Source organism: Gemmatimonadota bacterium, from assembly GCA_009838845.1.
Lineage (GTDB): Bacteria > Latescibacterota > UBA2968 > UBA2968 > UBA2968 > VXRD01.
This window is the reverse complement of record VXRD01000044.1, coordinates 30,803-52,910: the sequence shown is the minus strand read 5'-3', so window position 1 is coordinate 52,910 and position 22,108 is coordinate 30,803. Positions and strand designations below refer to the sequence as shown.

28 protein-coding genes are annotated in these 22,108 nt (G+C 50.4%); 26 read left to right on the top strand and 2 right to left on the bottom strand.

Translation table 11 applies throughout. From position 1 onward, the window contains the following. Positions 1-34: 34 nt before the first annotated feature. The 17 genes from F4Y39_06465 (at position 35) to F4Y39_06385 (ending at position 13,907) form a co-directional block, all read left to right on the top strand. The gene (locus F4Y39_06465) at positions 35-886 is read left to right on the top strand and encodes a phytanoyl-CoA dioxygenase family protein (GenBank protein MYC13355.1); all 852 of its coding nucleotides are present in this window, start codon (positions 35-37) and stop codon (positions 884-886) included. 29 nt (positions 887-915) lie between these two features. Further along, positions 916-2,280 (top strand): hypothetical protein, encoded by a 1,365-nt coding sequence (locus F4Y39_06460; GenBank protein ID MYC13354.1) that lies wholly within the window; start codon positions 916-918, stop codon positions 2,278-2,280. A gap of 38 nt (positions 2,281-2,318) precedes the next feature. Further along, positions 2,319-3,494, top strand: coding sequence for a TlpA family protein disulfide reductase (locus F4Y39_06455; GenBank protein MYC13353.1), 1,176 nt, complete (start codon positions 2,319-2,321; stop codon positions 3,492-3,494). Between the two features lie 78 nt (positions 3,495-3,572). Further along, complete coding sequence (locus tag F4Y39_06450; GenBank protein MYC13352.1) at positions 3,573-4,043, top strand: HIT family protein; 471 nt, start codon at positions 3,573-3,575, stop codon at positions 4,041-4,043. A 60-nt stretch (positions 4,044-4,103) separates the two neighbouring features. Continuing rightward, complete coding sequence (locus tag F4Y39_06445) at positions 4,104-4,952, top strand: metallophosphoesterase (GenBank protein MYC13351.1); 849 nt, start codon at positions 4,104-4,106, stop codon at positions 4,950-4,952. A 19-nt stretch (positions 4,953-4,971) separates the two neighbouring features. Next, entirely contained in the window at positions 4,972-5,706 is a 735-nt protein-coding gene (locus F4Y39_06440; GenBank protein MYC13350.1) for a GNAT family N-acetyltransferase, read from the top strand. A 21-nt stretch (positions 5,707-5,727) separates the two neighbouring features. After that, positions 5,728-6,405: a class I SAM-dependent methyltransferase gene (locus tag F4Y39_06435; GenBank protein ID MYC13349.1), complete on the top strand. Its 678-nt coding sequence runs from the start codon at positions 5,728-5,730 to the stop codon at positions 6,403-6,405. After that, on the top strand, positions 6,377-6,607 hold the full coding sequence (locus tag F4Y39_06430) for a hypothetical protein (protein MYC13348.1): 231 nt from the start codon (positions 6,377-6,379) through the stop codon (positions 6,605-6,607). The genes F4Y39_06435 and F4Y39_06430 overlap by 29 nt, the downstream gene beginning before the upstream one ends. Beyond that, the gene (locus tag F4Y39_06425) at positions 6,608-7,036 is read left to right on the top strand and encodes an NUDIX domain-containing protein (protein ID MYC13347.1); all 429 of its coding nucleotides are present in this window, start codon (positions 6,608-6,610) and stop codon (positions 7,034-7,036) included. It abuts the gene before it with no gap. A gap of 17 nt (positions 7,037-7,053) precedes the next feature. Next, the gene (locus F4Y39_06420) at positions 7,054-7,560 is read left to right on the top strand and encodes a pyridoxamine 5'-phosphate oxidase family protein (protein ID MYC13346.1); all 507 of its coding nucleotides are present in this window, start codon (positions 7,054-7,056) and stop codon (positions 7,558-7,560) included. Positions 7,561-7,584: 24 nt separating this feature from the next. Next, positions 7,585-8,553 carry a DUF4037 domain-containing protein gene (locus tag F4Y39_06415; protein ID MYC13345.1) on the top strand — a complete coding sequence of 323 codons (969 nt, stop codon included), beginning with the start codon at positions 7,585-7,587 and terminating at the stop codon, positions 8,551-8,553. A 13-nt stretch (positions 8,554-8,566) separates the two neighbouring features. Next, entirely contained in the window at positions 8,567-9,007 is a 441-nt protein-coding gene (locus tag F4Y39_06410; GenBank protein ID MYC13344.1) for a hypothetical protein, read from the top strand. Positions 9,008-9,019: 12 nt separating this feature from the next. Further along, on the top strand, positions 9,020-10,513 hold the full coding sequence (locus tag F4Y39_06405; protein ID MYC13343.1) for a hypothetical protein: 1,494 nt from the start codon (positions 9,020-9,022) through the stop codon (positions 10,511-10,513). A gap of 83 nt (positions 10,514-10,596) precedes the next feature. Next, a complete protein-coding gene (locus tag F4Y39_06400) occupies positions 10,597-11,442 on the top strand; it encodes a hypothetical protein (GenBank protein ID MYC13342.1) in 846 nt (281 codons plus the stop codon). A gap of 26 nt (positions 11,443-11,468) precedes the next feature. Continuing rightward, complete coding sequence (gene msrP / locus F4Y39_06395; protein MYC13341.1) at positions 11,469-12,563, top strand: protein-methionine-sulfoxide reductase catalytic subunit MsrP; 1,095 nt, start codon at positions 11,469-11,471, stop codon at positions 12,561-12,563. A 37-nt stretch (positions 12,564-12,600) separates the two neighbouring features. Next, positions 12,601-13,416 carry a class I SAM-dependent methyltransferase gene (locus F4Y39_06390; protein ID MYC13340.1) on the top strand — a complete coding sequence of 272 codons (816 nt, stop codon included), beginning with the start codon at positions 12,601-12,603 and terminating at the stop codon, positions 13,414-13,416. A gap of 23 nt (positions 13,417-13,439) precedes the next feature. After that, on the top strand, positions 13,440-13,907 hold the full coding sequence (locus F4Y39_06385) for an ATP-binding protein (protein MYC13339.1): 468 nt from the start codon (positions 13,440-13,442) through the stop codon (positions 13,905-13,907). Between the two features lie 31 nt (positions 13,908-13,938). Here the strand turns inward: F4Y39_06385 and F4Y39_06380 are convergent, their stop codons facing one another. Both F4Y39_06380 and F4Y39_06375 read right to left on the bottom strand, forming a co-directional pair. Beyond that, positions 13,939-14,286, bottom strand: coding sequence for a type II toxin-antitoxin system PemK/MazF family toxin (locus F4Y39_06380; GenBank protein MYC13338.1), 348 nt, complete (start codon positions 14,284-14,286; stop codon positions 13,939-13,941). Beyond that, on the bottom strand, positions 14,286-14,519 hold the full coding sequence (locus tag F4Y39_06375; GenBank protein MYC13337.1) for a hypothetical protein: 234 nt from the start codon (positions 14,517-14,519) through the stop codon (positions 14,286-14,288). Before F4Y39_06375 ends, F4Y39_06380 begins: the two co-directional genes overlap by 1 nt. A gap of 173 nt (positions 14,520-14,692) precedes the next feature. Here F4Y39_06375 and F4Y39_06370 point away from each other — a divergent pair, with 173 nt between their 5' ends. Genes F4Y39_06370 through F4Y39_06330 form a run of 9 tightly spaced genes read left to right on the top strand, consistent with a single transcriptional unit; the run spans position 14,693 to position 22,101 of the window. Then, positions 14,693-15,916 (top strand): phytanoyl-CoA dioxygenase family protein, encoded by a 1,224-nt coding sequence (locus F4Y39_06370; protein MYC13336.1) that lies wholly within the window; start codon positions 14,693-14,695, stop codon positions 15,914-15,916. A 21-nt stretch (positions 15,917-15,937) separates the two neighbouring features. Continuing rightward, positions 15,938-16,927, top strand: coding sequence for an Ldh family oxidoreductase (locus tag F4Y39_06365; protein ID MYC13335.1), 990 nt, complete (start codon positions 15,938-15,940; stop codon positions 16,925-16,927). Next, positions 16,928-17,422 (top strand): hypothetical protein, encoded by a 495-nt coding sequence (locus F4Y39_06360; protein ID MYC13334.1) that lies wholly within the window; start codon positions 16,928-16,930, stop codon positions 17,420-17,422. After that, complete coding sequence (locus F4Y39_06355; protein ID MYC13333.1) at positions 17,419-18,762, top strand: alkaline phosphatase family protein; 1,344 nt, start codon at positions 17,419-17,421, stop codon at positions 18,760-18,762. The genes F4Y39_06360 and F4Y39_06355 overlap by 4 nt, the downstream gene beginning before the upstream one ends. Before the next feature lie 30 nt (positions 18,763-18,792). After that, on the top strand, positions 18,793-19,248 hold the full coding sequence (locus F4Y39_06350; GenBank protein MYC13332.1) for an NUDIX domain-containing protein: 456 nt from the start codon (positions 18,793-18,795) through the stop codon (positions 19,246-19,248). Between the two features lie 48 nt (positions 19,249-19,296). After that, positions 19,297-20,250 (top strand): hypothetical protein, encoded by a 954-nt coding sequence (locus F4Y39_06345; protein ID MYC13331.1) that lies wholly within the window; start codon positions 19,297-19,299, stop codon positions 20,248-20,250. 34 nt (positions 20,251-20,284) lie between these two features. Continuing rightward, positions 20,285-20,800 carry a GNAT family N-acetyltransferase gene (locus F4Y39_06340; protein ID MYC13330.1) on the top strand — a complete coding sequence of 172 codons (516 nt, stop codon included), beginning with the start codon at positions 20,285-20,287 and terminating at the stop codon, positions 20,798-20,800. Positions 20,801-20,817: 17 nt separating this feature from the next. Further along, complete coding sequence (locus F4Y39_06335; GenBank protein MYC13329.1) at positions 20,818-21,174, top strand: chromosome partitioning protein ParB; 357 nt, start codon at positions 20,818-20,820, stop codon at positions 21,172-21,174. A gap of 39 nt (positions 21,175-21,213) precedes the next feature. Next, positions 21,214-22,101: a phytanoyl-CoA dioxygenase family protein gene (locus F4Y39_06330; protein MYC13328.1), complete on the top strand. Its 888-nt coding sequence runs from the start codon at positions 21,214-21,216 to the stop codon at positions 22,099-22,101. The last annotated feature ends 7 nt before the right edge of the window (positions 22,102-22,108 follow it).

The window sequence follows — 22,108 nt, the reverse complement described above, 5'->3', positions numbered from 1 at the left end:
ACCTCCCACCTCAAAAATACTCAGGAGGTCATATATGGGAAACCCAGCAACACCATTAAAAACAAATGCCAATCGCATGACACCCGACGAAATTCAGCACTGGGAGCGCAATGGATATTTTGTGCGGGAAAACGTCTTTTCACATAAAGAAAACGACGACCTGCGGCAGGTCGCCGAAGACATTGTCTCGGGAAAACGAAAAATGCCAATGGCTCACATCGACCGCAATGCCCTCGTCCGGGACGGCAAACACAAGCAATCGGGCATCTACGCCATGCACAAAATCCACCATCCCAGTTGCTACATTCCGGAATTCCTCGCCCGCGTGCGCGACCCACGCCTGACAGACCCGGTTGCCGATATTCTCGGCCCAGATATTCTGGGCATCAACAACCTCTTCATCTGGAAAGCCCCAAAAATCGGATTGGGATTCCCCTGGCATCAGGACAAATTTTACTTTGGCAGGCGGTTCAAAACAGCGACCACTATCGGCACATGGACGGCAATAGACCCCGCCGATCGCGAAAACGGCTGCCTCTACGTAATCCCCGGCAGTCACAAACAGGCAATCTCTGAACACGACGATATCGAAGGATCTCAGCAAAATGAATTCAAACTCGCGCGCAATGCCCGCGATGAGGACGGCATTCCCGTGGAAGCGCCCCCCGGAGCGGTCATCTGGTTTCACTCCCATCTGCTGCACAAAAGTACAAATAACCACAGCCAGCGATTTAGACGCAGCTATGTATCACATTACTTAAGTGCGCAAGCAGAATGGATGAATCCGGAAAACGCCGGCAAAGGCCAGCCCATCATGTGGGTAAGAGGACAAACCCACCCCGGTAAAGTTCAGGAAGTCACGCGAGACGTTATACCCGCCGAGTAAAATACTCTGATAACTATTCAAAGGTCCAAATGCAAAAACATAAATCGCACCGGGACACCGCCGAACGCGATCAATACGGCGGCTGGACGGGCAAGAAATTTGCAGCAACTGGCTTTTTTCGCGTAGAAAAAGACGAAAGGTGGTGGCTCGTAACACCCGAGGGGAATGCGTTTCTGAGCTTCGGAATAAACCACCTGCATCCCCATCTGTGGAAACAGGACTACAATCGCGAAGCCTGGAAAAAGCGATTGGGTATAGACAATCTGGACAGCCGCGAATTCACACCTGCCCTCAAAACCTGGTTCCTGCAAACCTGTCGTCAATACGGCTTCAATACAGTAGGCGTACACACAGAGTTGTCAGCCGTCAATCGCCCGCAGCCATCTATCCCCTATATGCAGTCGATTCACTTTGTCGATATCCCACATTGGCAGGCAGAAATACCCGACAGCAATTTTTTGGATGTCTTTTCAGAAACATTTGCCTCACACTGCGATCAGATGGCAAAGGAGTTTGCTGCGCCTGCAAAAGATGATCCCTTCCTGCTCGGTTATGCCATGACCGACTGCCCGTTATTTACAGAAGAAGATTGCAGGGAACGCCCCGACGTAATTGGCGGCGCACGCCGGGAAGCTCGAATAGGCTGGCCGAGACGATTGCGCAATTTTGGTGCCAATGCACCAGGCAAAAAGGCTTATGTTCAGACTATGCGCGATATCTATCGCGGGCAAATCAGCGATTTCAACACAACTTATAGCACGCAATTTGATTCATTTGACGCGCTCCAAACAGCCGAGAACTGGCGGCCACACACCGATCTTTCCAATGGCAACGAAACCCGCGACAATATTGAATTCCTCCAAAAAGTCGTCGCAAAATACTACCAGACAACGCGAGATGCGATCCGCCGATACGATCCAAATCACCTGTTCGTCGGCGACAAAATCAATGCCAACACAGACGCGCTGGATACCCTATTGCCCATTACAAGCCAATTTACCGACATTGTATTCTATCAGATGTATGCCCGATACGAGGTGCAAAAACCCGGATTAGATCGCTGGTACAGGACTGCCGACAAACCGCTGATCAATGGCGATTCTGCATTCACGATGATCACAGATACCATGCCGCGCCCCTACGGTCCCGTGGCAGACAACATCGAACAGCGAGCCGAATGGACCGATGAGTTCTTTCGGAACGCCTTTGCGCGCCCGGAATTTATTGGCTGGCACTATTGCGGCCTGATCGACGCCTCCAACCTCGTCGCCCAAAAACAGGACCGCCAGCATTCTGGATTGCTCACCGGCTACGGCGAACCATATCCCGAACTCCTGAAAGTCCTCAAGACCTGCACAGCCGAAATGTACGAGATTGCTACACACAAACTCTGAGTTATTATTTGAGGAACTCCAGATAAGGAGAAATCTCAATGCGTCCATATTCAGTCCTATACGTATTCTTAATTGCATTCGCTACTGTCCAGGTTCAAGGAAGAACGATAACCGCGGAGCTTGCTTTTGCCAGGATGGACACCTGTAGTGCTTTATTATCGTCAACTTATTCATATAGCGGCATAGGTGTAAGGGAGCTTGCAAAAAAGATACCTTACATACCTGAGCTTACCGATCCTATGAAAGCTAATATTGAACTTAGCGAGACCGATTCATTAATACTGGTTTGGGGCAAAGCAAATGCAGAAAGATTATCGTTCTATATGGTCGATAATCAGGCTAAGACAGCATCCGAGATTTCATTTGAACGGCATCAATCCAGAGGACATAAGTATTATACGGGAACACTCAAAATTCCCAGAGATGAAGGGTTGGTGCCGAGGATGCTGCTCGCCTTCCGGTACTATCCGATCCAAAAAATGTTGATGTATCGACGGCTGGATTTTCGGCTTGGTGCTATCACTGTTGGCGGAAAAAAATTTAAAATCGCGCTTACACCTGAGAACAAGTTTTCCTTCCAGAGAACGAGCAGAGGCCTAATATTGATTGACCAGGATGGAGATGGACAGTTCCAAATGGAAGGCTTAGTAGATTCGCTTGGCATATTTCGGGGAGCTGAATCCTACGCCATCAGTCAGCCTTTTCGATTGGGCTCAACAGCATATGAGATCGCCAAAATATCTTCAGATGGACACAAATTGGAACTGACTCAAACAAAGTCAATTGTGAATATCAATACGGGTCTCCCCGTGCCAGATTTAAGTATCGAAACTCTTGATGGAAATATCCTCAATCTCGGCAATCTCCGAGGAAATATTGTAGTACTCAATTGGTGGCATATTCGGTGTTCGCCTTGCATTGAGGAGATGCCAGGCCTCAATGAGTTGGTTGAGAAATATGCTTCTGATAGGGTAATCTTTCTGGCAGTTGCGGACAATACGCCTGCTGAATTAAAAGAGTTTTTTAAGAATCATAAATTCGACTATCAAATCACGCTTTGTTCTGATAGATTGAGAGAAATTCTTGGGAGAGTATATCCTCGTCACATCATTATCGATGCGACTGGCGTTGTGGTCTATAACCAAACAGGGGGCAGTCCCCGCGTTGGACAAAAGTTGGATACTGTGATTGCCGCCCTTAAGGTAGAACCTTGACTTGCAGTATTTGGTGGTGATATATAGGTCTGATCATTTAGTCGGACACAGCGAACAAGATGCAATAAGAGCCCGGATATGAACGGTAGTGGCGTGTGCAAAACGTGCGAATTAACAGCGCAAAGAAGACTGGGTAAGGCACCACTTTGGGACTGCATTTACCAGACCGAATACTGGGACGTGGCGCATGCATATAACACTGCCTTGCCTGGATGGTTGGTGTTGGTTCTGAAACGGCACATCGAATCTCTTGATGAGCTTACTGAGCAAGAAGCCGCTGAATTAGGCCCACTGATTCGCCGTGTTTCCTCGTCCCTTAAGAGTGTAATCGGATGCGTGAAAACATACGTGATTCAATTTGCCGAACACGAGGATCACCCGCATGTTCATTTCCATATTGTGCCACGAATGGCTAACCTACCAGCCAGCCGGCTCAGCGTTCAAGTATTTGGCTATTTGGGAGTCCCTCCAGAAGAAAGAGTAAGTGAAGATCAAATGAATGAGATTTGCGCAAACATTAGGGATGATCTACTATCTACTGAACGTTGATAAATAAAAACAAAATTATACCATTCTACGGAAGGGACTATTTGGTAGAAGGGACTTAAATTGATTATAGGTTTCATAGGTGATATACATGGCCGCGCATGCCATGCCCTTGCCATTCTTCTGATCTGGCAATCAATGCGAAAAAAGAGGTTTGACCTTGTCGTTCAGGTTGGCGATCTGGGGGTTATGCCACTACCGCAGAGTGGTGAGATTCCCTACGACAGGTTTTCACAGTGGGATCCGGCTGTGTACGATTTGTGCAGCCTCATCCTGGCAGAAGGGACAGATGCTCAATTAGCACGTGATACACGGGCGCAATTGACATCTTCGATCCTTGTTGTAGCAGGCAATCACGACGAATTTTCTGCTATTCGAAATTCTGTAGAGACAAAATCTTCTGTACCTATTCCACTTGACCCGCATGGTCTCTTCAAGTGCGTACCGGACGGCTTCACACTTGAGGTTGGAAAAGAAGTAATTGGCTTTTGTGAAGGAGGAGACCCGGAGGCTCTTAGACGCAGCCACACAAGGAGTATAGATATTCTCGTTTCACACGAAGGAGGACTTGGAGTTGGTGCCGATGCTGATAACATCGCCGAAGGGCCTCAGGATTTGCTCGAATATCTGAGAATATCGAAACCTCGCTACCATGTATTTGGACACTTTCACCATCCAGTCGCCCCGAGAAAAGTGTATGAAACGGAGTGCATTCAGGTCGCCAGCGTGGTGAGCAATCCCAGAGATCCAAAATTACAGGTTATTAACGAAGGTTGTATTGGTGCGCTCGATACAGAGACCGGCGATTTTGAATTTGTAAGCGGGAATTGGCTAAGCACCTATAAACGTGATGGGGGATTTCAATTGCTGGCTGACGCTATCAATAGACCCTCTCGGCGTAGAATCAATTAGAAGGAATTACAAAAATACTGTGAAAAAGTTGACAGTGTATTCGCATACCGAGCACCCCGATCTGCGAGAGCAGACATGGGATTCCCGTACGAACTGGCCCGAGTTCATCTTTCATGCCGAGGGGCCCAAGGAGATAACAGCTCAGTTGCTCACAAAGTTTCCCCAGTTTCAACTATATTATTGCGAACCTGAGGATCGACTGGCTGCCTATAGTATCGCAATCCCCATCCCGTGGACCGGCCATGATGAAGATTTACCTGAAGGCTGGACATCAGCACTGGAATTGGGCTTGAGAGAAGGAACACAGAATCCTACAACCCTCTGCGCGTTGGGAGTCGATATCAGACCGGATTGCCAGGGACAAGGGTACAGCCGAGAAATTTTGCTGGCCCTGAAGCACATTGCCGACTGCCATGGATTCTCATTCCTTATCGCGCCGGTGAGACCAACGTTTAAGGATAGATATCCGCTCACGGCAATTGAGGACTATATAGCGTGGCAACGAGAGGATGGGCAGCCCTTTGATCCATGGATCCGAGTACATTGGAAAATTGGAGGTCGGATTGCACGGGCGGCACCGAAATCAATGTCTGTCCGAGGTACAGTCAATGATTGGGAGAAATGGGCGGACATGTCCTTCCCAACATCGGGAGAATACGTCGTTCCAGGGGCATTGGCACTCGTCTCAATTGACCGAGAAAACAACTTTGGCTATCACGAAGAACCCAATGTGTGGATCATCCATGACGTGTGAGCATGTCAATTGAAACTTTAAATGAATAAAAGCAAAATTATACCATTCTATGGATCGGAAAATCGCCATCTATTTGAGATTGAACGGCGATGTATGGATAAAGATGGCGTCGTCATTGATTACCTCGATAAAATCTTGCCTTCTGGCCTGGCGATTGACATTGGAGCGGGAAATGGATATACGGCAGCTTCGCTAACCAGAAATAATAGAAGGGTTATACCCTATGAGCCGTCCAATAATATGATTGATCGAAATCAATCCCTTCCCTGGGTCAGAGGTATTGCACAGGAGCTTCCTTTCCGATCGAACTCTTTTGAGGGAGCCTATGCTACATGGGCGTATTTTTTCCCTGCTATAGGATATGGAAAAGAGGGATTAGAGGAATTGATCAGAGTAATCAAGCCTCAAGGTCCGATCTGCATTGTAGATAATGCAGGAGATGACGAATTCTGCGGTCTTTTTGAGCGCGATATTTCCAGTGATTCATCCTGGTGGCATAAAAGAGGTTTTGAGAGTCATATTTTGGAGACCAATTTTAAGTTTGACTCCATAGAGGAAGCCCAGGAGCTTCTGTCATTTTATTGGACGCTCAACGGGCGCAAACCAGGTAGCGAAGTAGATATCGAGATTGAATATAAAGTGGTAGTTTTCATAGGAAGGAAAAAAACAAATGACCCCACTTCTTCAAAAGGCTTTTGAGAGAACCATCAAACTCCCACAAGAGAAACAGGATCAATTTGCGCGTTTTCTGCTGGCCGAACTTGAGTCGGATCAGCGATGGGCTGAGTTATTTAGTCGCCCTGAGTCCGAGGATTTACTGGAGCGGTTGGCCGATGAGGCCATTGTAGCACACAGGGCAGGACGGACACTACCTCTCAATGTTAAGCCTTGGAGGAACTGAGTGGTCGTTTCATTTCCCGAAGCGGGAACTATCACAGATCGCGATCTTACATACGTAGTTATTGTTGCTGAGACCAAAGGCAAATGGATCTTCTGCAAACACAAAGACAGAGATACATGGGAAATTCCCGGCGGACACATAGAGTCTGGGGAGAAGCCGATGGAGGCTGCGGCAAGAGAACTACAGGAGGAGACTGGCGCAGAAGTTTTTGAACTGAAGAGACTCTGTGCATATTCGGTAGAACACGAGGAACGGACCTCTTATGGCCTCCTATTTCACGCTCACGTAGAAAAACTGAAGAAAATGCCCAATTCTGAAATATCGGAAATCTCTCTCGATGATAATCTTCCGGGAAAACTGACCTACCCAGAGATTCAGCCCGATCTTTTCCACAAGGTCAAAACCGAGTTAGCCGAATACCGTCGCTAAAAGGAGACATAAGCGAAATGGCAACGTACTACACTTCTATAACGGCTGAGCAGGCCGCGCTTATCAGGAACGCTTCCCTATTCTTTGTGGCGACAGCCGATCCAAATTTGGAAAATGGACCCGATGGGACAGGTGCTGTAAATTTGTCCCCAAAGGGAGGAACGCCCTTGCATATTCTCACGCCAAATCGCGTTGCTTACCTCGACTATCCCGGTAGTGGGAACGAGACAGCGCGTCATGCGATCTCTGGAGGACCCATCACGATCATGGTGTGTTCCTTCGAGGATGGTGACGCGGGCATTGTCCGACTCTATGGACATGCGCGGATCGTCGAACTTGACGATTCACCTCTCGTACGCCAGGTGCTCGAAACGCCCGCTCAAGAATTGAACAAGCCTCGGCAAGTGATCGAAGTGAATATCGAAAAAACGCAAACGAGTTGTGGTTATGGTGTCCCAATCATGGCTCTGGTCAGAGAACGCCGTGTAGCCGATCGCGGTCGCAAATACAAAGGCCCAAGATAGCATTCAAAAAAGGGAAAGAACAATATGAAAGGATTTGAACTATCAGAGCAGTTCTTTCTGAAAATTGGGCTACCAGCTATTGAGCAACAATTGCCTGAATGTGTCCCGGGACTGGCAGTAGGTGTTGGTTTAGGCTCTCAAGCGCACAAAAACGACGATGATGTGTCTCGTGATCATGGCTGGGGACCGGAATTCATGGTGTGGCTTGCCAAAGACGATTTCGATGATTACGGTGAGCGTCTCCAAAAAATACTGGATACCCTTCCCCATGAGTATGACGGATTTCACTGGCAAAAGCCGAGGGCCAGGACCTGTATTGTAATGGAAATCAGTAGCTATATAAAATCTATGGTCGGATTCTCAGAGCCGCCTCAGTCACCCGTGGACTGGTTGCGAATACCAGAGCCGTATCTGTTTGAATTGACCCCGAATAGACTTTATCACGATGGGCCGGGCATTGTCAGTGCTCGCTTTCGAGCATTCTCCAAATACCCGGATGATGTATGGAAGCAACGACTGGGAGCTTGCCTTTCCTGGTGCTATGAGTGGGGACGAAAGCAACTCTTTAGGGCGGAGGCCCGAGGAGATCATGTGAGTGCAGGGTGCTATTGGACCAGATTCGCCGAGTACGCAATGAAAGTTGGTTTTCTGATGAGTCAGTGCTATGCGCCCTACCACAAATGGTTGTGGACAGAATTCAGGAAGTTGGGCACTATTGCCGACAAAGTTTCTCCCCTACTTGAGGAGGGATTCGAGAAGGTGAATGGCAAACGAGACCTGGTTGACCGCATAGAGATGATTTATATGGAGCAGTTACAGCAGCTTGGCTTTTCTCCAACGGGCCGAGCGGGCACGGCCTATCCGGACAATGAACTGTCTCGATATGCCCGGAGTGTTCGTCGCACGATTGAAGATCCAGAAGTGAAAAAAGTGAGTTGGGGAGAAGAGATAGTCTATCCAGCAACTCGAGCCGCGTGGACCTGGCTACGATAAGGAGCATTAGAGTATGCCATCAAACTACACGATCGCAAAAATCCTCAAGCAGGTTGCTTACTACCGCGAAATCTGTGAACGAGACCCGGGGCAATATCTGGGCACTGCCATGGAGGTCCAGTCACTGCGCGGCCAACGAATTGACGCGCTTCCCAAGCTGGATTATTCAAGCATTAAGGCATTGCTCGGTGAGCCTGATACCGAGGTGGTTCAGACAATCCGGGAGATCGTAGAAGGTCGTCCAGTCACTGCGCTACAGCCAGATCACGTTCCCATAACTATTCTCGAACTTACGGAAATTCGCGGGTTGGGCACGAAATTGGCGAGACGCGTATTCGACGAACTTGGCGTCGTTGATTTGGCGGAATTGAAGTCGGCTGCAGAAAACGGTAAGCTATCTATTGTGAAAGGCTTTGGCCCCAAAATGATTGAGCAGATCGCGTCACATAAATAAAAGGAGACATCCATGGATTTTAAAGAAGGCCTGATAGACTACGAGGCTTTCGGTGCAAAGGGCGACGGCGTCACGGATGACATGCCGGCGATCTGCGAGGCACACGCCTACGCCAACGCGCACGGCCTGAGTGTCAGGACAAAGCCTGGCGCGACGTACCATCTCGGCGGCCAGGCGCTGACCGCCGAGATCGCGACCGATACCGACTGGAACACCTCCCGTTTCACGATCGACGACACACAGGTTGAAGACCACAAAGCGCATCTCTTTGAAGTACGCTCGCTGTTGGAACCAGAGGAACTGCAGATTGATCGGCTCACGAGAGACCAGAAACAGGTGGATGCGCGGCCGAAGCGCGACTGTCACGTTCTCGTGGAAAACGCGCACAAGAGGCTGTATATCCGGCGGGGGCTCAACCAGAACGACGGCGCACCCCAGCACGACTGCTTCATCCTGCGTCGAGACGGCTCGGTGGAAGCGGACATCGATTGGGAATACGATCTGATCACCCGGGTGGATGCGCGGCCAATTGACGAGCAGACGCTATACCTGCGCGGCGGCGTCTTTACCACATTTGCCAACCGCGAGCACCACCCGAACGGTTACAACTACTGGAATCGGAATATTGTGATCTCCCGCTCGAATACAGAAGTCGCGGATCTGACCCACTATGTCGTCGGCGAGACAGCCGTGGGCTGTCCCTATTCCGGATTCATCAGCGTGCAACAGTGTGCCCACATCACGCTGCGCAACTGCTTCGCCACCGGGCACAAAATCTACTCAACCATCGGCGCGGCGGGTAAGCCGGTCAGCATGGGCACCTACGACTACAATGCGAACAACGTCGTGGGATTCACAATGATTGGATGTCGGATGAACCACATCACCGACCGCACGCGCTGGGGTGTGATCGGATCCAACTTCTGCAAGGACATCCTGCTCGAGGATTGCCATCTCTCCAGGATGGACACGCACATGGGCGTTTCCGGCACCTACGTTATCCGTCGCTGCGCTCTGGGCCATATGGGGCTGAACGCGATCGGCCGAGGCCAGCTAACACTTGAGGATTCTACGTTGTACGGCAGCAGCCTGGTCTCCTTTCGGCGCGACTATGGCAGCACCTGGGAGGGAGCGCTCAAGATCCGCAACTGCCGATGGATTCCGGCCTGTGGAGACATCTGTCAGCCTCACATGATCAATGTATCCAACGACGGCACGCACGATTTCGGATATCCCTGCTCTATGCCCGAAGAAGTCGTTATCGACGGACTATTCGTAGATGATTCCAATACGCCCGAGAATTACCAGGGCATGTACTTCTTCACCGACCCGGACAACTTCCACGATGGCGTCAAACAGACCTCCGCGTCTGAGGAACGACCTTTTCCATACACCCCTTGCCAGCAAGTAAGGCTCCGGGGGCTGACGACTGCCAGCGGCCTGAGGCCACGACTCTCGCCCAGTGCGACGATGACTACCCATACGGCCGTCATTGAAGAGGAATGAGGGAAGGGGAACTTAAATTGATTATAGGCTTTATAATGCTGACCGACACTATCAATAAAACCTCATAGAATATGGATAAGCCAATGCGAAGACTATTTTTTATTGTTATTTGCGCGACCTATTTAGGTCTGACATCCACGGCCTTTGCCGGCGCGTGGACCCAGAATAAGGGTGGCTATTATTTTAAGGTCGGGGCCAGCTATTTGAACTCGACCATAGATATTGATGCCAACGGCAAGCAGATTCAGAAGGCAAATATGGGGGAACTGAGAGATCTCAATTATTCGACCTACCTGGAATACGGCTTGCTGGATCGGCTCACACTTGTGTCGTCCGTCCCCTACAAACAGCTAAAGGATACCCGCACATGGAGGGATCTCAATGAAGTTATTACGGGAACAACACTGGAGCGCCGATGGGGTTTTGGCGACATGGAAATGCGTTTGCGGTGGCTTTTGGTCAACAAGCCCGTGGTCGCATCAATTGCTGTGGGAGGCAAAATTCCGCTGTGGTACGAAGAAGACCCCAGCACGCTGGTTCCCCTGAGTTCCAAAAAGGTAGATGCAGATGTTCGGATACTACTGGGTCAGTCTCTGTACCCCGCTCCGATTTATGTGACTGGAGAGGCGGGTTACCGGATCCGTGGAGGAGATTTTAGTAATGAAGGGTTTTATGCTCTGGAGGTTGGGATTACAGTGGACCGATTCCTGTTCAAAGGGTATCTTTCGGGTATCCGTACCTTCGGAACGTGCAACCCGGTTGAAGAGGTTGAATTGATCGGTGATCAGAGTGTCTTAAAACTCTCCCCTGGAGTGATTTACCGTTTAACAAACTGGATGGAACTGAGTGTGGAAATGATTCGCATCGCAGCGGGATGCAACACCTCTGCGGGAAATACATTTTTGTTTGGAATAGCATTTAAAAGATAAGCCGGGACCTGATCAAGGAGGTTGATATGCCAAAACGAGGTTGGGAAATACCTGAAAGAGAAGCAACGCCAGAAGATGTTTATATGAACCGGCGAAAGTTTATGGTAGCCGCAGGAGGTGCCCTGGGGGCGTTAGCGGGCTGCGGACATGAGAAGATTTTTACCCCTGCAGAAAGAGCACCTACTACGCCGACTGAGGAGCCACAACAACCACAGCAACCGCAGCAACCGCCACAACCTCAGCAACCTCAGGATCCACAACAACCGCCACAACCACCGCAGCAACCGCCAGATCCACCTCAACCACCACAGCCACCGCAGCCGCTTTACCCCGCCAGACTCAATGATGAATTCAAGGAACTGGACCGGCCTTTAACCGAGGAGTCAATTGCCGGATCGTACAATAATTTTTATGAATTCAGCACCGGCAAGACTCAGGTAAAGCCGCTATCAGAAAACTTCATGACAGATCCCTGGAAAGTGGAAATCAAGGGAGAGGTCCCTCAGGCAAAGACATATGACTTTGGCGATCTGGTCCGCGCTATTCCGCTGGAAGAACGGCTTTACCGCTTGCGGTGTGTAGAGGCGTGGTCTATGGCGATACCGTGGACCGGTTTTCCGATGAAAGCCCTCATAGACCTGGTACAACCGCTTTCTACGGCAAAATTCGTCAAGATGACAACCTTTCTGGATCCGAATCAGGCTCCTGGCCAGCTCAACGCCCCCCACTATCCCTGGCCCTATGTCGAAGGGCTGACAATGGAAGAAGCGACAAACGAACTCGCTTTTATAGCCACGGGGATTTACGGTCACGAAATGCCCAACCAGCACGGGGCACCCATCCGTCTGGTCGTGCCCTGGAAATACGGCTTTAAGAGCATCAAATCGCTCGTGAGCATTGAGTTTGTCCGCGAGCAACCGAGAACCTTCTGGAATACGCTCGTTCCAAGAGAATACGGTTTCTTTGCCAATGTCAATCCCAAGGTCGCCCATCCCCGGTGGTCTCAAGCCCAGGAACGATTTATCACCACCAATGCTTCGAACCCCGAAATACGCCCGACCCTGCTATTCAATGGGTATGACCAATATGTAATGAATTTATATCCCAACGAACCAAGGTAAGGGAAAGTGCCACAGGTAGATAGAGCAATCCTCTGACATGATGGACGATCTGACCGACATACGCGAGTTTTACAACGCAGCCTGGGATGCAGAGGCAAACAGATTGGAACGCCACCAACTCGAAGCAGATATCACCTGGCGCTATCTAAACCTATATCTCCCACCTCGCGGCAGGCTCCTCGAAATTGGTTTCGGCACGGGATATTACACTTTTCCTCTGGCAAAACGAGGCTATCAGATCACGGCTATTGACCTCGCCGACGAGTACGTCACCCGATGCAAAGCGAAAGCGGAAGAGCTTGGTCTCTCTGATCAAATTGATTTCCGCACTGGCGATGCGCGCCAACTGGATGGGATTCCGCGCGGCGAGTTTGAAGCTGTTCTCCTCATGAGGCCTCTGTATCACCTATTACTTGAAATCGACCGAACAGCAGCTCTGCGGTCCGCTTACGCTTGCCTGAAACCAGGGGGTGTGATCTTTTCTGCAATGATTTCCAGATTCGGTATTCTTGGGGACCTCATCAAGGACAACCCCTCGTGGATTGAGAACCAGGAAGCGGTTTGGTCACACATAGAACAAGGCCACCACCCCGCCAATGCTCCAAAAGGAGGCTTTCGGGGCTATTTTGTTAGGCTGGAAGAAATCGCACCCCTGCATGAGCGCGTGGGATTTCGCACCCTCAAAACTGTAGGTGTCGAGCCAGCTATCTCCGCAAACGACGAAAGCTATAACACGCTTACAGGAAAACAAAGAGACCTCTGGTTGGATCTCCTATTCGAAATCAGTGCAGAACAAAGCACGGTGGCCTCATCCAGGCACATACTCTACATCGGACAAAGACCTGACGATTAAACAAGAGGTATTGATCAGATACAATGGCGACTGTTCACCTACTCTGTGGCCGACCGGGTTCGGGTAAGACCACTTTTGCTCGGGAGCTTGAAGAGACTCATAGGGCTGTGCGATACACTTATGACGAGTGGATGGTTCAACTCTACGGCAGATCGCCCGAGCAATTTGAAGCACTTTTCAACCGCGTTTCCAACCTGATCTGGCGCATTGCCACGCGCAATCTCGCCCTCGGCACAGATGTCATACTCGATAAGGGATTCTGGTACAAAAGGGATCGCGAAAATACCAGGCAAGCGGTGGCGGCCATAGACGCAGAATCAAAACTCTATTTCCTCGACGCTCCCATTGACGTGCTGCGAAACCGGACCCTCACTCGTTCAAAAAGCGATCAGGATTCACTTTGGATTAATAACCAGGCATTTGCAGAATTCATCAATCGCTTTGAGCCACCGGGCGATGATGAAGATTTTGTGTTTATCCAGACCGGATAGATTTTCTATATTTAGAGAAAACCAGACTCACCTACAGACCAAGGCAATATCGAACAACCGCCTCTACCTTTTTTAAAGTTGCTCCTGAAACTCGGCCTGTTGCACGGTCTGGAAAGCGTTTTGAATCCAATGATCGAATCTGAAACCCGAGAAAAACTGTTTCCGAATCTAAACCTGTTTCTGCAGACTGCAGTCGAATATTTGTAGGATAATCCCGTGTGATATTAGCACCACTGGTACCTACAACAACAGTTACGACGAGAGGCAAGCGATTAATTGCATCTATGGACAGAACCAATACTGGACGTTGACCTGCTTGCTCGCGCCCTTTTACCGGGTTGAGGTTCACGAAGTATATTTCGCCACGCTCAATAGCCATTAATCATCCAGCCCGTCTTGCTCTGTGGCAGAGAACTCCTGCTCAATCTCCTGAAGTTCTTTTTGGATTTCAGGATCAGCGGCCATTTTACTCAATTGAGCGTCTATATCCATTTTAACAGAAATATCATTTCGTATCCGATGGCTTACTCGCTCAATAAGCAACAATTGATCATCTAAAGGCAAACGACGGATGTTTTCTTCTAATTCATTAAGAAGAGATGGCGCAGACATCTCGTTCCTCCTTGATAGAGTACTCTATTTAGGATAATCGAAAGTACAACAAAGACCTCTTGAAAGTCAAGGGATTCCCCACTATTGCTATCCCAGACAACCCTACTCTGCTTGTACCAACGTGCAATAGACTTATTTACGCTAACGCTCCTTTACCCTGATTGGAGTCAGCCATGAAACTCAACCGCGACGAATTTCTGGAAACAGGCTACCTCATCGTCAAGGAAGCCGTACCACGTGACAAACTCGAACGCGTACGACAGGCGTACGAAACGCTCGTTGACCACCAGCGCGAAAACTGGAAAGCCGAGCGTGCGGAAAACGATCCACCTGGAGGCGTATGGGAAACAGCACCGCAGCCTCGCCTGCAACTCTCAAGGCAGCCGCTCGTCAATCAGATCGACCAGGAGACCGCACCAGCGGTCGAAGTATGGCTCGAAGAGAACATCCACGGGGTTAGCACAGAGCTTCTCGATGTAGCGGACGGAGCCGGCACAGAAATGATGATGATGTGCAACCCCGTCAGGGATCACGGACCGGCAAAGTGGCACCGCGATCACCATCCGATCGACACAGCACCGCTCCAGGGCTATATCGACGACATCCTCGAAGGAGGCCCGCGTTACGTCCAGTGGAACATCCCGCTCTACGACGATAGCGTCCTCTGGGTGATACCGGGCAGCCATCTGCGGCTGAACACCCCAGAAGAGAACGAGCTATTGTTGGCAGACCCCTGTCGTCCGCTACCCAATAGCGTACAGACCCATCTCAAAGCCGGTGACGGCGTCGTCTATATCCTCCCTATCCTCCACTGGGGCAGCAACTACAGCCCAAAAATGCGACGAACCATCCACGGTGGCTTCTCGACCCACACTTCAATTGACGACCTCTCGTTTACCAACTACATTTCTCCGCAGGCACAGGAGGCATTCGCGCGCTGGAACAACCGCAGCGAACAAATGAAGCAGCATACGGAAGACGCACTGAGAGCCGTTCTCTCTGGCGATGGCACCGCGTATCTCAGTGCCCTGGACAACCTCCATCCGTGGCGAGCTGAAAAAGGCAGAATTCTGTCAACCGTATTCCTCTGCAAAGCGGCACTTGCGATTCGACTGCGAAAAGATCCCCCGCTTCAGGACATCGCCGAAGACCTCCAGCGTCGCCTGCTGGGAAAACATCCCATCACGCTCAACTGGGGATCGAAATTCGCCGAACGATTCACTCCAGAAGAAGCCCACTTACTCTGGGATCGCTTCAGCCCACTCGAAGCACGACTCCAATCGGACGAAGAACACTTTGTGCCGGGCTTTCAGTCCATTCCTATGAAGCACTATTTCAACGAAATGCCCTCGGACTATAGCACGGCGGACTTCATCGCCAGTTGGACGGAACAGTAATTCCACCTCGCAGGAGACTTCATGCCCGTTTATATCCCCGAAGACGCCAGGCGCATCATGCCCGATCTGTTGCGCGACTTTGCTACCGCAGCATTGCACAAAGTCGGTTTGCCAGATGGCGATGCCGCGTTGATCGCGCGCTATCTTGTAGATGTGGATTTGCGCGGGGTGGCCTCACACGGCACGCGACAGTTGCGGCGGTATGTGGCTGAGTTTCGAGAAGGGCGCATTAACCCACAGCCCGAAATTGCCCAGATCATGGATGCCCCTTCAATGGCGATTTTTGATGGCGATGGCGGTGCGGGTTACCTCGTAGCAACGCGGGCAACAGAGGCCGTCATTGAAAAGGCGAAAACAAACGGCATTGCCGTTGCGAGCACGCGCAATCACGGCCATGTGGGCAGCGCGGGGATCTACGCGCGGCTGGCACTAACACGCGACCTGGCGACCTTTTGCGTGGCAGGGGGAATCGCCTGGGAAAAACCGACACGCCCCGATGCAACGGTATGGGATGCGATGTCTGCCCCCCCGATGTGTTTTGGCATACCAACTGCAGAAGGTCCGTCTTTTGTACTGGACATGAACGCAAACATGTTGAAAGACCGCAGCAAACTCGCCGAGGCATTGCAGACATTCCCGGATTTTATTTTTAAAAGTTTGGGCATGCGATTTACATCGTGGTTCCTGGCGGGTATTTTAGCAGGCACAGCAACACCTGAATCGCACAGACCAAAATTTTCAAGCGCTACGCGGGGATTTATGATTGTGGCAATTGATGTGGCTCAGCTGGGAGACCTGGAGGCTTATAAGGCAGAAATCTCTCGCATCTTGCGCGAAAGCCGGTCGCTGAACCCCATGCCGGGCTTGTCGAGCGCCGAAGTCCCCGGCAGCTTGGAATGGCAACGCGAACAAGAACGCGAGCAAAGCGGCATCCCGCTGACCGAAGAGCATCTCGACATGTTGCAACATATTGCCACAGAGATCAATGTACCCATTCCCTGGGAGTCATAAATGGACAACTCAAATTTCATCGAAATTCAGCAATTTAGACAGGGCTGGCTATTGGCTATGGTACTTGTACCTTGCATCTCAGCTTTGATCTATATAGGATTCAAGGGATTTCGGAACTGGCCAATGTCTGGCACCAATATGCTCATTTTTGGTGCCATTGCTCTGGCTCTGGTATTAGTACCGGTGTTTATGCTTTCGATAAAGATGGTAACTGAAGTCAAAAATGACGCCATTCACATCCGATTCTTTCCGCTAAAGAGAGAGGTAATCTCATTCTCAGAAATTGCAAAATGTGATGCCAGACAGTACAGCCCAATCAAAGAATATGGCGGATGGGGGATTCGATATGGAACTAAAGGAATGGCTTATAATGTGAGTGGAGATCGAGGCGTACAATTGGAGCTAACCAATGGAAAGCGATTATTGATTGGTTCTCAGCGATCTGAAGAACTGGCAAAGACAATCAAAACCTTTACAACAGAGGAGGAAGGATGAAAATTTTGATCCTGACAGTACTGATGCTTATTCCAACGCGGATGATGGCCGCAGAGCTACTTGCAGGTCCAATGATAAGCCACACGACGACATCATCGGCGATAATCTGGGTTGAGACAGACGCGCCAGCGAAGGTCACAGTAGATTACTGGACACAAACGGGCAGAGCAATGACGATCACCCGTGCAGCAAAAGAAACGATGACCTCAGAAAGCTATCCCCACACTGGCACGGTGACACTGAGTGGACTTGTGCAGAACGCGAGGGTTCACTACGCGATTTCGGTAAATGGGAAACAGATAAGAGCACTTGTCCCCCAGGTATTCCGCACAATGCCCGCGATGCAATCGCGACAGAATGATTCAACCTACGTCGCTGATTTCTCCGTGGGATTCGGATCCTGCTTGAACCCGGGAACACAGCCCATGCAACCTGCATTTGCAGAAGTCTTGCAGCACCGCCCAAACGCATTTCTCTTTATTGGCGACATCAACTACATGCCGGGACGATCCAGCCACTATGGGGAGGAACCGGACCCAGTCCGCTATGCAATGGCGGGATATCATCGCGAAGTACGACATGTACCGGAGATCAGAGCACTCATGGCAACGACGCCCAGCTATGGGATCTGGGACGACCACGACTATGGCCCCAACAACTCCGATCGTACATTCTCCTACCGGGAAGAGACCCTGGAACTGTATCGACGATATTGGCCGAACTCGGGCGGGGGCACTTCCCAGACAAAGGGGATCTTTCACAAGTTTCGAATTTCCGATGTCGAGTTCTTCATGCTCGACGACCGCTATCATAGGGACCCGAACGAAGCAGAAGACCGCAAGACAATGTTCGGCCGGGGCCAGATCGACTGGCTGAAAGCATCCCTGAAGGCGAGCACGGCGACATTCAAAGTAATCGCCAATGGAAATAGCATGGTCGTTGACTTCACGGGACGCGGCGAACGCTGGGACAATTTCGGCACAGAGCGGGACGACTTCCTGAAATGGATGTTCGCCGAAAACATCACCGGTGTCGTCTTCATCGCAGGCGATTGGCACGTTGGGACGCTCAACCGCCTCTATCGCGAGGGACAGGACACCTATCCCCTCTTTGAATTGCTCAGTTCCAACGCCGCCGTCAGAACAGACCCAATCGTCCAGAGATCCCGCTCGGGCTGGCGCGGAAACCCACAGAGTATCGCAACAGTCTATCCCGGTTTCAACTTCGGGCTACTCCGTTTCTCAGGCCCTAAAGGCAACCGCGAGCTAAACATGAAAATCGTCGATAAAGATGGGAACGTACAGATCAAATACGTGTTGGGGGAAAATGATCTGAGATGAGTAGCGTGAGATTCGCTTGAGGTATCTATTATGAACTTGCGAAATGCAGCCAAGGCTCTGATTCAGAGAGGCGACCAAATTCTCGTTACCGAGAATATCGATGACAAAGGTCTTTGGTACATTCTGCCAGGGGGAGGCATGGAACCTGGAAAAGAGACACTTATAGATGCTCTCAAGCGGGAGTGCCAGGAAGAAATAGGTGCAGATGTCGCAGTTGAAGATTTAAACTTTGTTCGAGAATATATCACAGACAATCATGAGGGTTCCCGGACTAAGGGTGTCCATCTAATTGACTTCATCTTCCGATGTTCCGTTGATGAAAGATATAATGCCTCCGAAGCCCCAGAGGGAGATTCGATCCAGGTTGGGGTGAAATGGATGAGCATTAGTGAACTCAAGAACCTGAGATTCTATCCTAAGCCTTTACTCGATTATCTTGACTCTGAATCCGGGGCACCTCCTATATACCTGGGAGATATTACCTGACAGAACCAGATGATGACCTTTGCCCAACTTCAGAAAGGACATCTCCCTATGAAAGCTGTCTGGGCTATCGGCCGCCTCAGAACCGACGCCGAACGCGAGCAAGCCGTCGATTTTGTGGCTGACCTCGGCTGCAACATGCTTATTACCAATAGCGCCACTCCTGAAATGGTCGCGCGAGCCCATAAACGAGACATCCAGATCATCGCTACCGTCTTCCCCTATTCCGACGACGACTTTGAAAATACCTATCCGCATTGCCTTCAAAAAATGCGCGAATTCGAACACAAAGTCTCGGACATCATCGCCGGACAATCCTGGCTCCGGTTGCACGGAGAGAGCTACCGCTGGCAATCGTTCGTCTTACCGAGAACAGTCCTCTGTTTCGAGCATCCCGAATCGCGGGCCGAACTCAAGAAGCGGGTTGAGCACGCCCTCGACATCGCCGACGGGATCGCCCTCGACGGCTTTGGCTTTGCCAACTACTACGCCTGTTTCTGTGACCACTGTGAAACCCTTCGTAAAGAAGCGCGCGCGCAAAACCCCGATCTGTCCAACATCGAAATCATGGAAAAAATATCCACGCAAACACTCATTGACGTTCACCGTCTCCTCTACGATCACGCCAAATCCATAGATCCCAATGCCATCGTCACCAACCACGTCTGGCCGCACTTCCTTCCCGATGAGTATATTGGCGCCAAATACAAACTCGACTATTGCACACAGACGATCTCTTGGTTCTATCCCCCCGAATGGCGACTTGAACGCGTTGAAATGGAAGCCGCCCAAATGAAGCGCCTGGAAAATCCTGAGATCAACCGCTTTGTTCCTTTCATCGGCATCCACGACCTGCCCGGCTTCGTGCGCACGCCCGAACGCCTTGTCAAGGAGATAGAAATCGCCCTGAAATACGGCAGCGGCAATCTCGTCATCTCTCGCTTGAGCACCCTGCAGAAGCACCCGGAACTCGCCAGGGTCGTGAGAGACGCGCTCAAGAAATGAGGAAAGGCGCCATCACTATGAAAGGTCGCCTACCATGACAATAATAATCCGAGAACCTTCCAAAAACGACGCCAGAAGCCTGGCCGAAGTCCACGTTCGGTCATGGCAGGCTGCGTACAAGGGGCAATTGCCCGATGACATCCTCGATAATTTATCTGTTGACCAGAGGGAGAAACAATGGCACCTGACCCTCAATAGTCCCTCCAACAAAGTACTTGTAGCCGAAGTAGATCAAAGGATCATTGCTTTCATCAGCTTTGGCCCCGTACGAGATGAAGGACTGGATAAAAACTCCATTGGCGAAGTCTATGCAATCTATGCCCTTGAAGAATTCTGGGACCGTGGCATTGGTCGAAAACTGATGGAAGCATCTCTTACGGCCCTTCGCGATATGAATTGCTCGATCGTAAAAATTTGGCTTCTCGATACCAACCAGAGGGCGATTTCCTTTTATCGAAAATTCGGATTCAGCGCGGATGGTGCACAAAAAGTAGAACCCCTTGCAGGGGTTGAACGGAAAGAAATCCGATACAGTCTGAGTATGGTCTGAAATCGAAAGGAGGCTTCGTGCCACAGAAACACAGCACAATACGCGATGGCAAACGGCTTGTGTGGTACACCGAAAAACTCTGGAAACAGTCCAACGGTCTTTCTACATTTGAAATCGATATATCATCAATCAAAGAGTTAGACGAAGACTGCTGGTTTGGAGAAAAGAAGCCTACCCTCAGAGAGATCGCGCGACATTGTAAAAAAATTAACACTGCATCTCTGAAATATCCTATCATTCTAAATGCAGATGGTTCACTCATGGATGGTGGTCACCGCCTGTGTAAAGCAATACTTGAAGGTCACAAGACCATAATAGCTGTCCAATTCACATCCATGCCCGAGCCAGATGAAATACATGAGTTGGTCCCCTGACGCGGGTCCTGACTCGTTCTAAAAAAGGAGACCATCATAATGGCAATGATTGACATGAAACAAATCGAGGCACTGGAGGATGCGACGGATTTGTTACAGAATCCGGAGACGCTTCGGCGACAGGCAAAAGAGAATGGGTATCTGTTCTTTCGCAACCTGCTCGATCCGGAACGTGTAATCGAGGTTCGACATCAGATCCTCAGTATCTGTCGGGATCATGGGTGGCTGATGGATGGCTCTGAAGTGACAGAGGGCATCGCAAATCCCGACATTCAGGTCGTCGAGAGCAGAGACTCGCGCTGGCAGGCGTTTTATGGTGATGTTCTGAAAATTCGAGACTTTCACGCACTGGCACTCGAACCTCCTCTGATTCGGGCATTTGAAGTTCTATTCGGCGAACATGTGCTCCCGCACAGCCGAAACATCTGCCGCCTTGTCTTCCCTGATACAGATACCCATTCGACCCCACCGCACCAGGACAATTACTTTATCGGAGGATCGGACGAGACCTGGACAGCATGGATCCCCTATGGTGACTGTCCCGAGGAACTCGGTGGACTTGCCGTCGCCCGAGGCTCGCACCGACGCGGGAAACTGGAAACATTCGAAGGTGTGGGACCGGGTGGCCGTCAAGTTCCCGTCGAAGAGGATTCCGTCTGGATCGGCGGCGACTATATGTGCGGCGACGTGATTATTCTACACAGTCTGACCATTCATCAGGGACGAGATAACGAGTCGGCAGACCGTCTGCGGATTTCGGCTGATTACCGATATCAACCGCGAAGCCATCCAGTTCGAGATGATTCACTACAGCCGCACATGAATTGGCTGACCTGGGAAGATGTGTACGGAAAATGGGACGAGAGCGATCCGGTCAAATATTACTGGCAGAAATGGGATCTGGATATTGTTGCGAGAGAGGTCTAATGAGGGG

Coding starts and splice junctions, on each gene's coding strand:
- F4Y39_06370 (MYC13336.1), top strand. CDS start 14,693: ATGAAACTCAACCGCGACGAATTTCTGGAAACAGGCTACCTCATCGTC.
- F4Y39_06450 (MYC13352.1), top strand. CDS start 3,573: ATGAACGGTAGTGGCGTGTGCAAAACGTGCGAATTAACAGCGCAAAGA.
- F4Y39_06360 (MYC13334.1), top strand. CDS start 16,928: ATGGACAACTCAAATTTCATCGAAATTCAGCAATTTAGACAGGGCTGG.
- F4Y39_06345 (MYC13331.1), top strand. CDS start 19,297: ATGAAAGCTGTCTGGGCTATCGGCCGCCTCAGAACCGACGCCGAACGC.
- F4Y39_06350 (MYC13332.1), top strand. CDS start 18,793: ATGAACTTGCGAAATGCAGCCAAGGCTCTGATTCAGAGAGGCGACCAA.
- F4Y39_06330 (MYC13328.1), top strand. CDS start 21,214: ATGGCAATGATTGACATGAAACAAATCGAGGCACTGGAGGATGCGACG.
- F4Y39_06375 (MYC13337.1), bottom strand. CDS start 14,519: ATGTCTGCGCCATCTCTTCTTAATGAATTAGAAGAAAACATCCGTCGT.
- F4Y39_06355 (MYC13333.1), top strand. CDS start 17,419: ATGAAAATTTTGATCCTGACAGTACTGATGCTTATTCCAACGCGGATG.
- msrP (MYC13341.1), top strand. CDS start 11,469: ATGCCAAAACGAGGTTGGGAAATACCTGAAAGAGAAGCAACGCCAGAA.
- F4Y39_06435 (MYC13349.1), top strand. CDS start 5,728: ATGAATAAAAGCAAAATTATACCATTCTATGGATCGGAAAATCGCCAT.
- F4Y39_06455 (MYC13353.1), top strand. CDS start 2,319: ATGCGTCCATATTCAGTCCTATACGTATTCTTAATTGCATTCGCTACT.
- F4Y39_06460 (MYC13354.1), top strand. CDS start 916: ATGCAAAAACATAAATCGCACCGGGACACCGCCGAACGCGATCAATAC.
- F4Y39_06405 (MYC13343.1), top strand. CDS start 9,020: ATGGATTTTAAAGAAGGCCTGATAGACTACGAGGCTTTCGGTGCAAAG.
- F4Y39_06415 (MYC13345.1), top strand. CDS start 7,585: ATGAAAGGATTTGAACTATCAGAGCAGTTCTTTCTGAAAATTGGGCTA.
- F4Y39_06400 (MYC13342.1), top strand. CDS start 10,597: ATGCGAAGACTATTTTTTATTGTTATTTGCGCGACCTATTTAGGTCTG.
- F4Y39_06390 (MYC13340.1), top strand. CDS start 12,601: ATGATGGACGATCTGACCGACATACGCGAGTTTTACAACGCAGCCTGG.
- F4Y39_06430 (MYC13348.1), top strand. CDS start 6,377: ATGACCCCACTTCTTCAAAAGGCTTTTGAGAGAACCATCAAACTCCCA.
- F4Y39_06385 (MYC13339.1), top strand. CDS start 13,440: ATGGCGACTGTTCACCTACTCTGTGGCCGACCGGGTTCGGGTAAGACC.
- F4Y39_06410 (MYC13344.1), top strand. CDS start 8,567: ATGCCATCAAACTACACGATCGCAAAAATCCTCAAGCAGGTTGCTTAC.
- F4Y39_06380 (MYC13338.1), bottom strand. CDS start 14,286: ATGGCTATTGAGCGTGGCGAAATATACTTCGTGAACCTCAACCCGGTA.
- F4Y39_06340 (MYC13330.1), top strand. CDS start 20,285: ATGACAATAATAATCCGAGAACCTTCCAAAAACGACGCCAGAAGCCTG.
- F4Y39_06465 (MYC13355.1), top strand. CDS start 35: ATGGGAAACCCAGCAACACCATTAAAAACAAATGCCAATCGCATGACA.
- F4Y39_06420 (MYC13346.1), top strand. CDS start 7,054: ATGGCAACGTACTACACTTCTATAACGGCTGAGCAGGCCGCGCTTATC.
- F4Y39_06365 (MYC13335.1), top strand. CDS start 15,938: ATGCCCGTTTATATCCCCGAAGACGCCAGGCGCATCATGCCCGATCTG.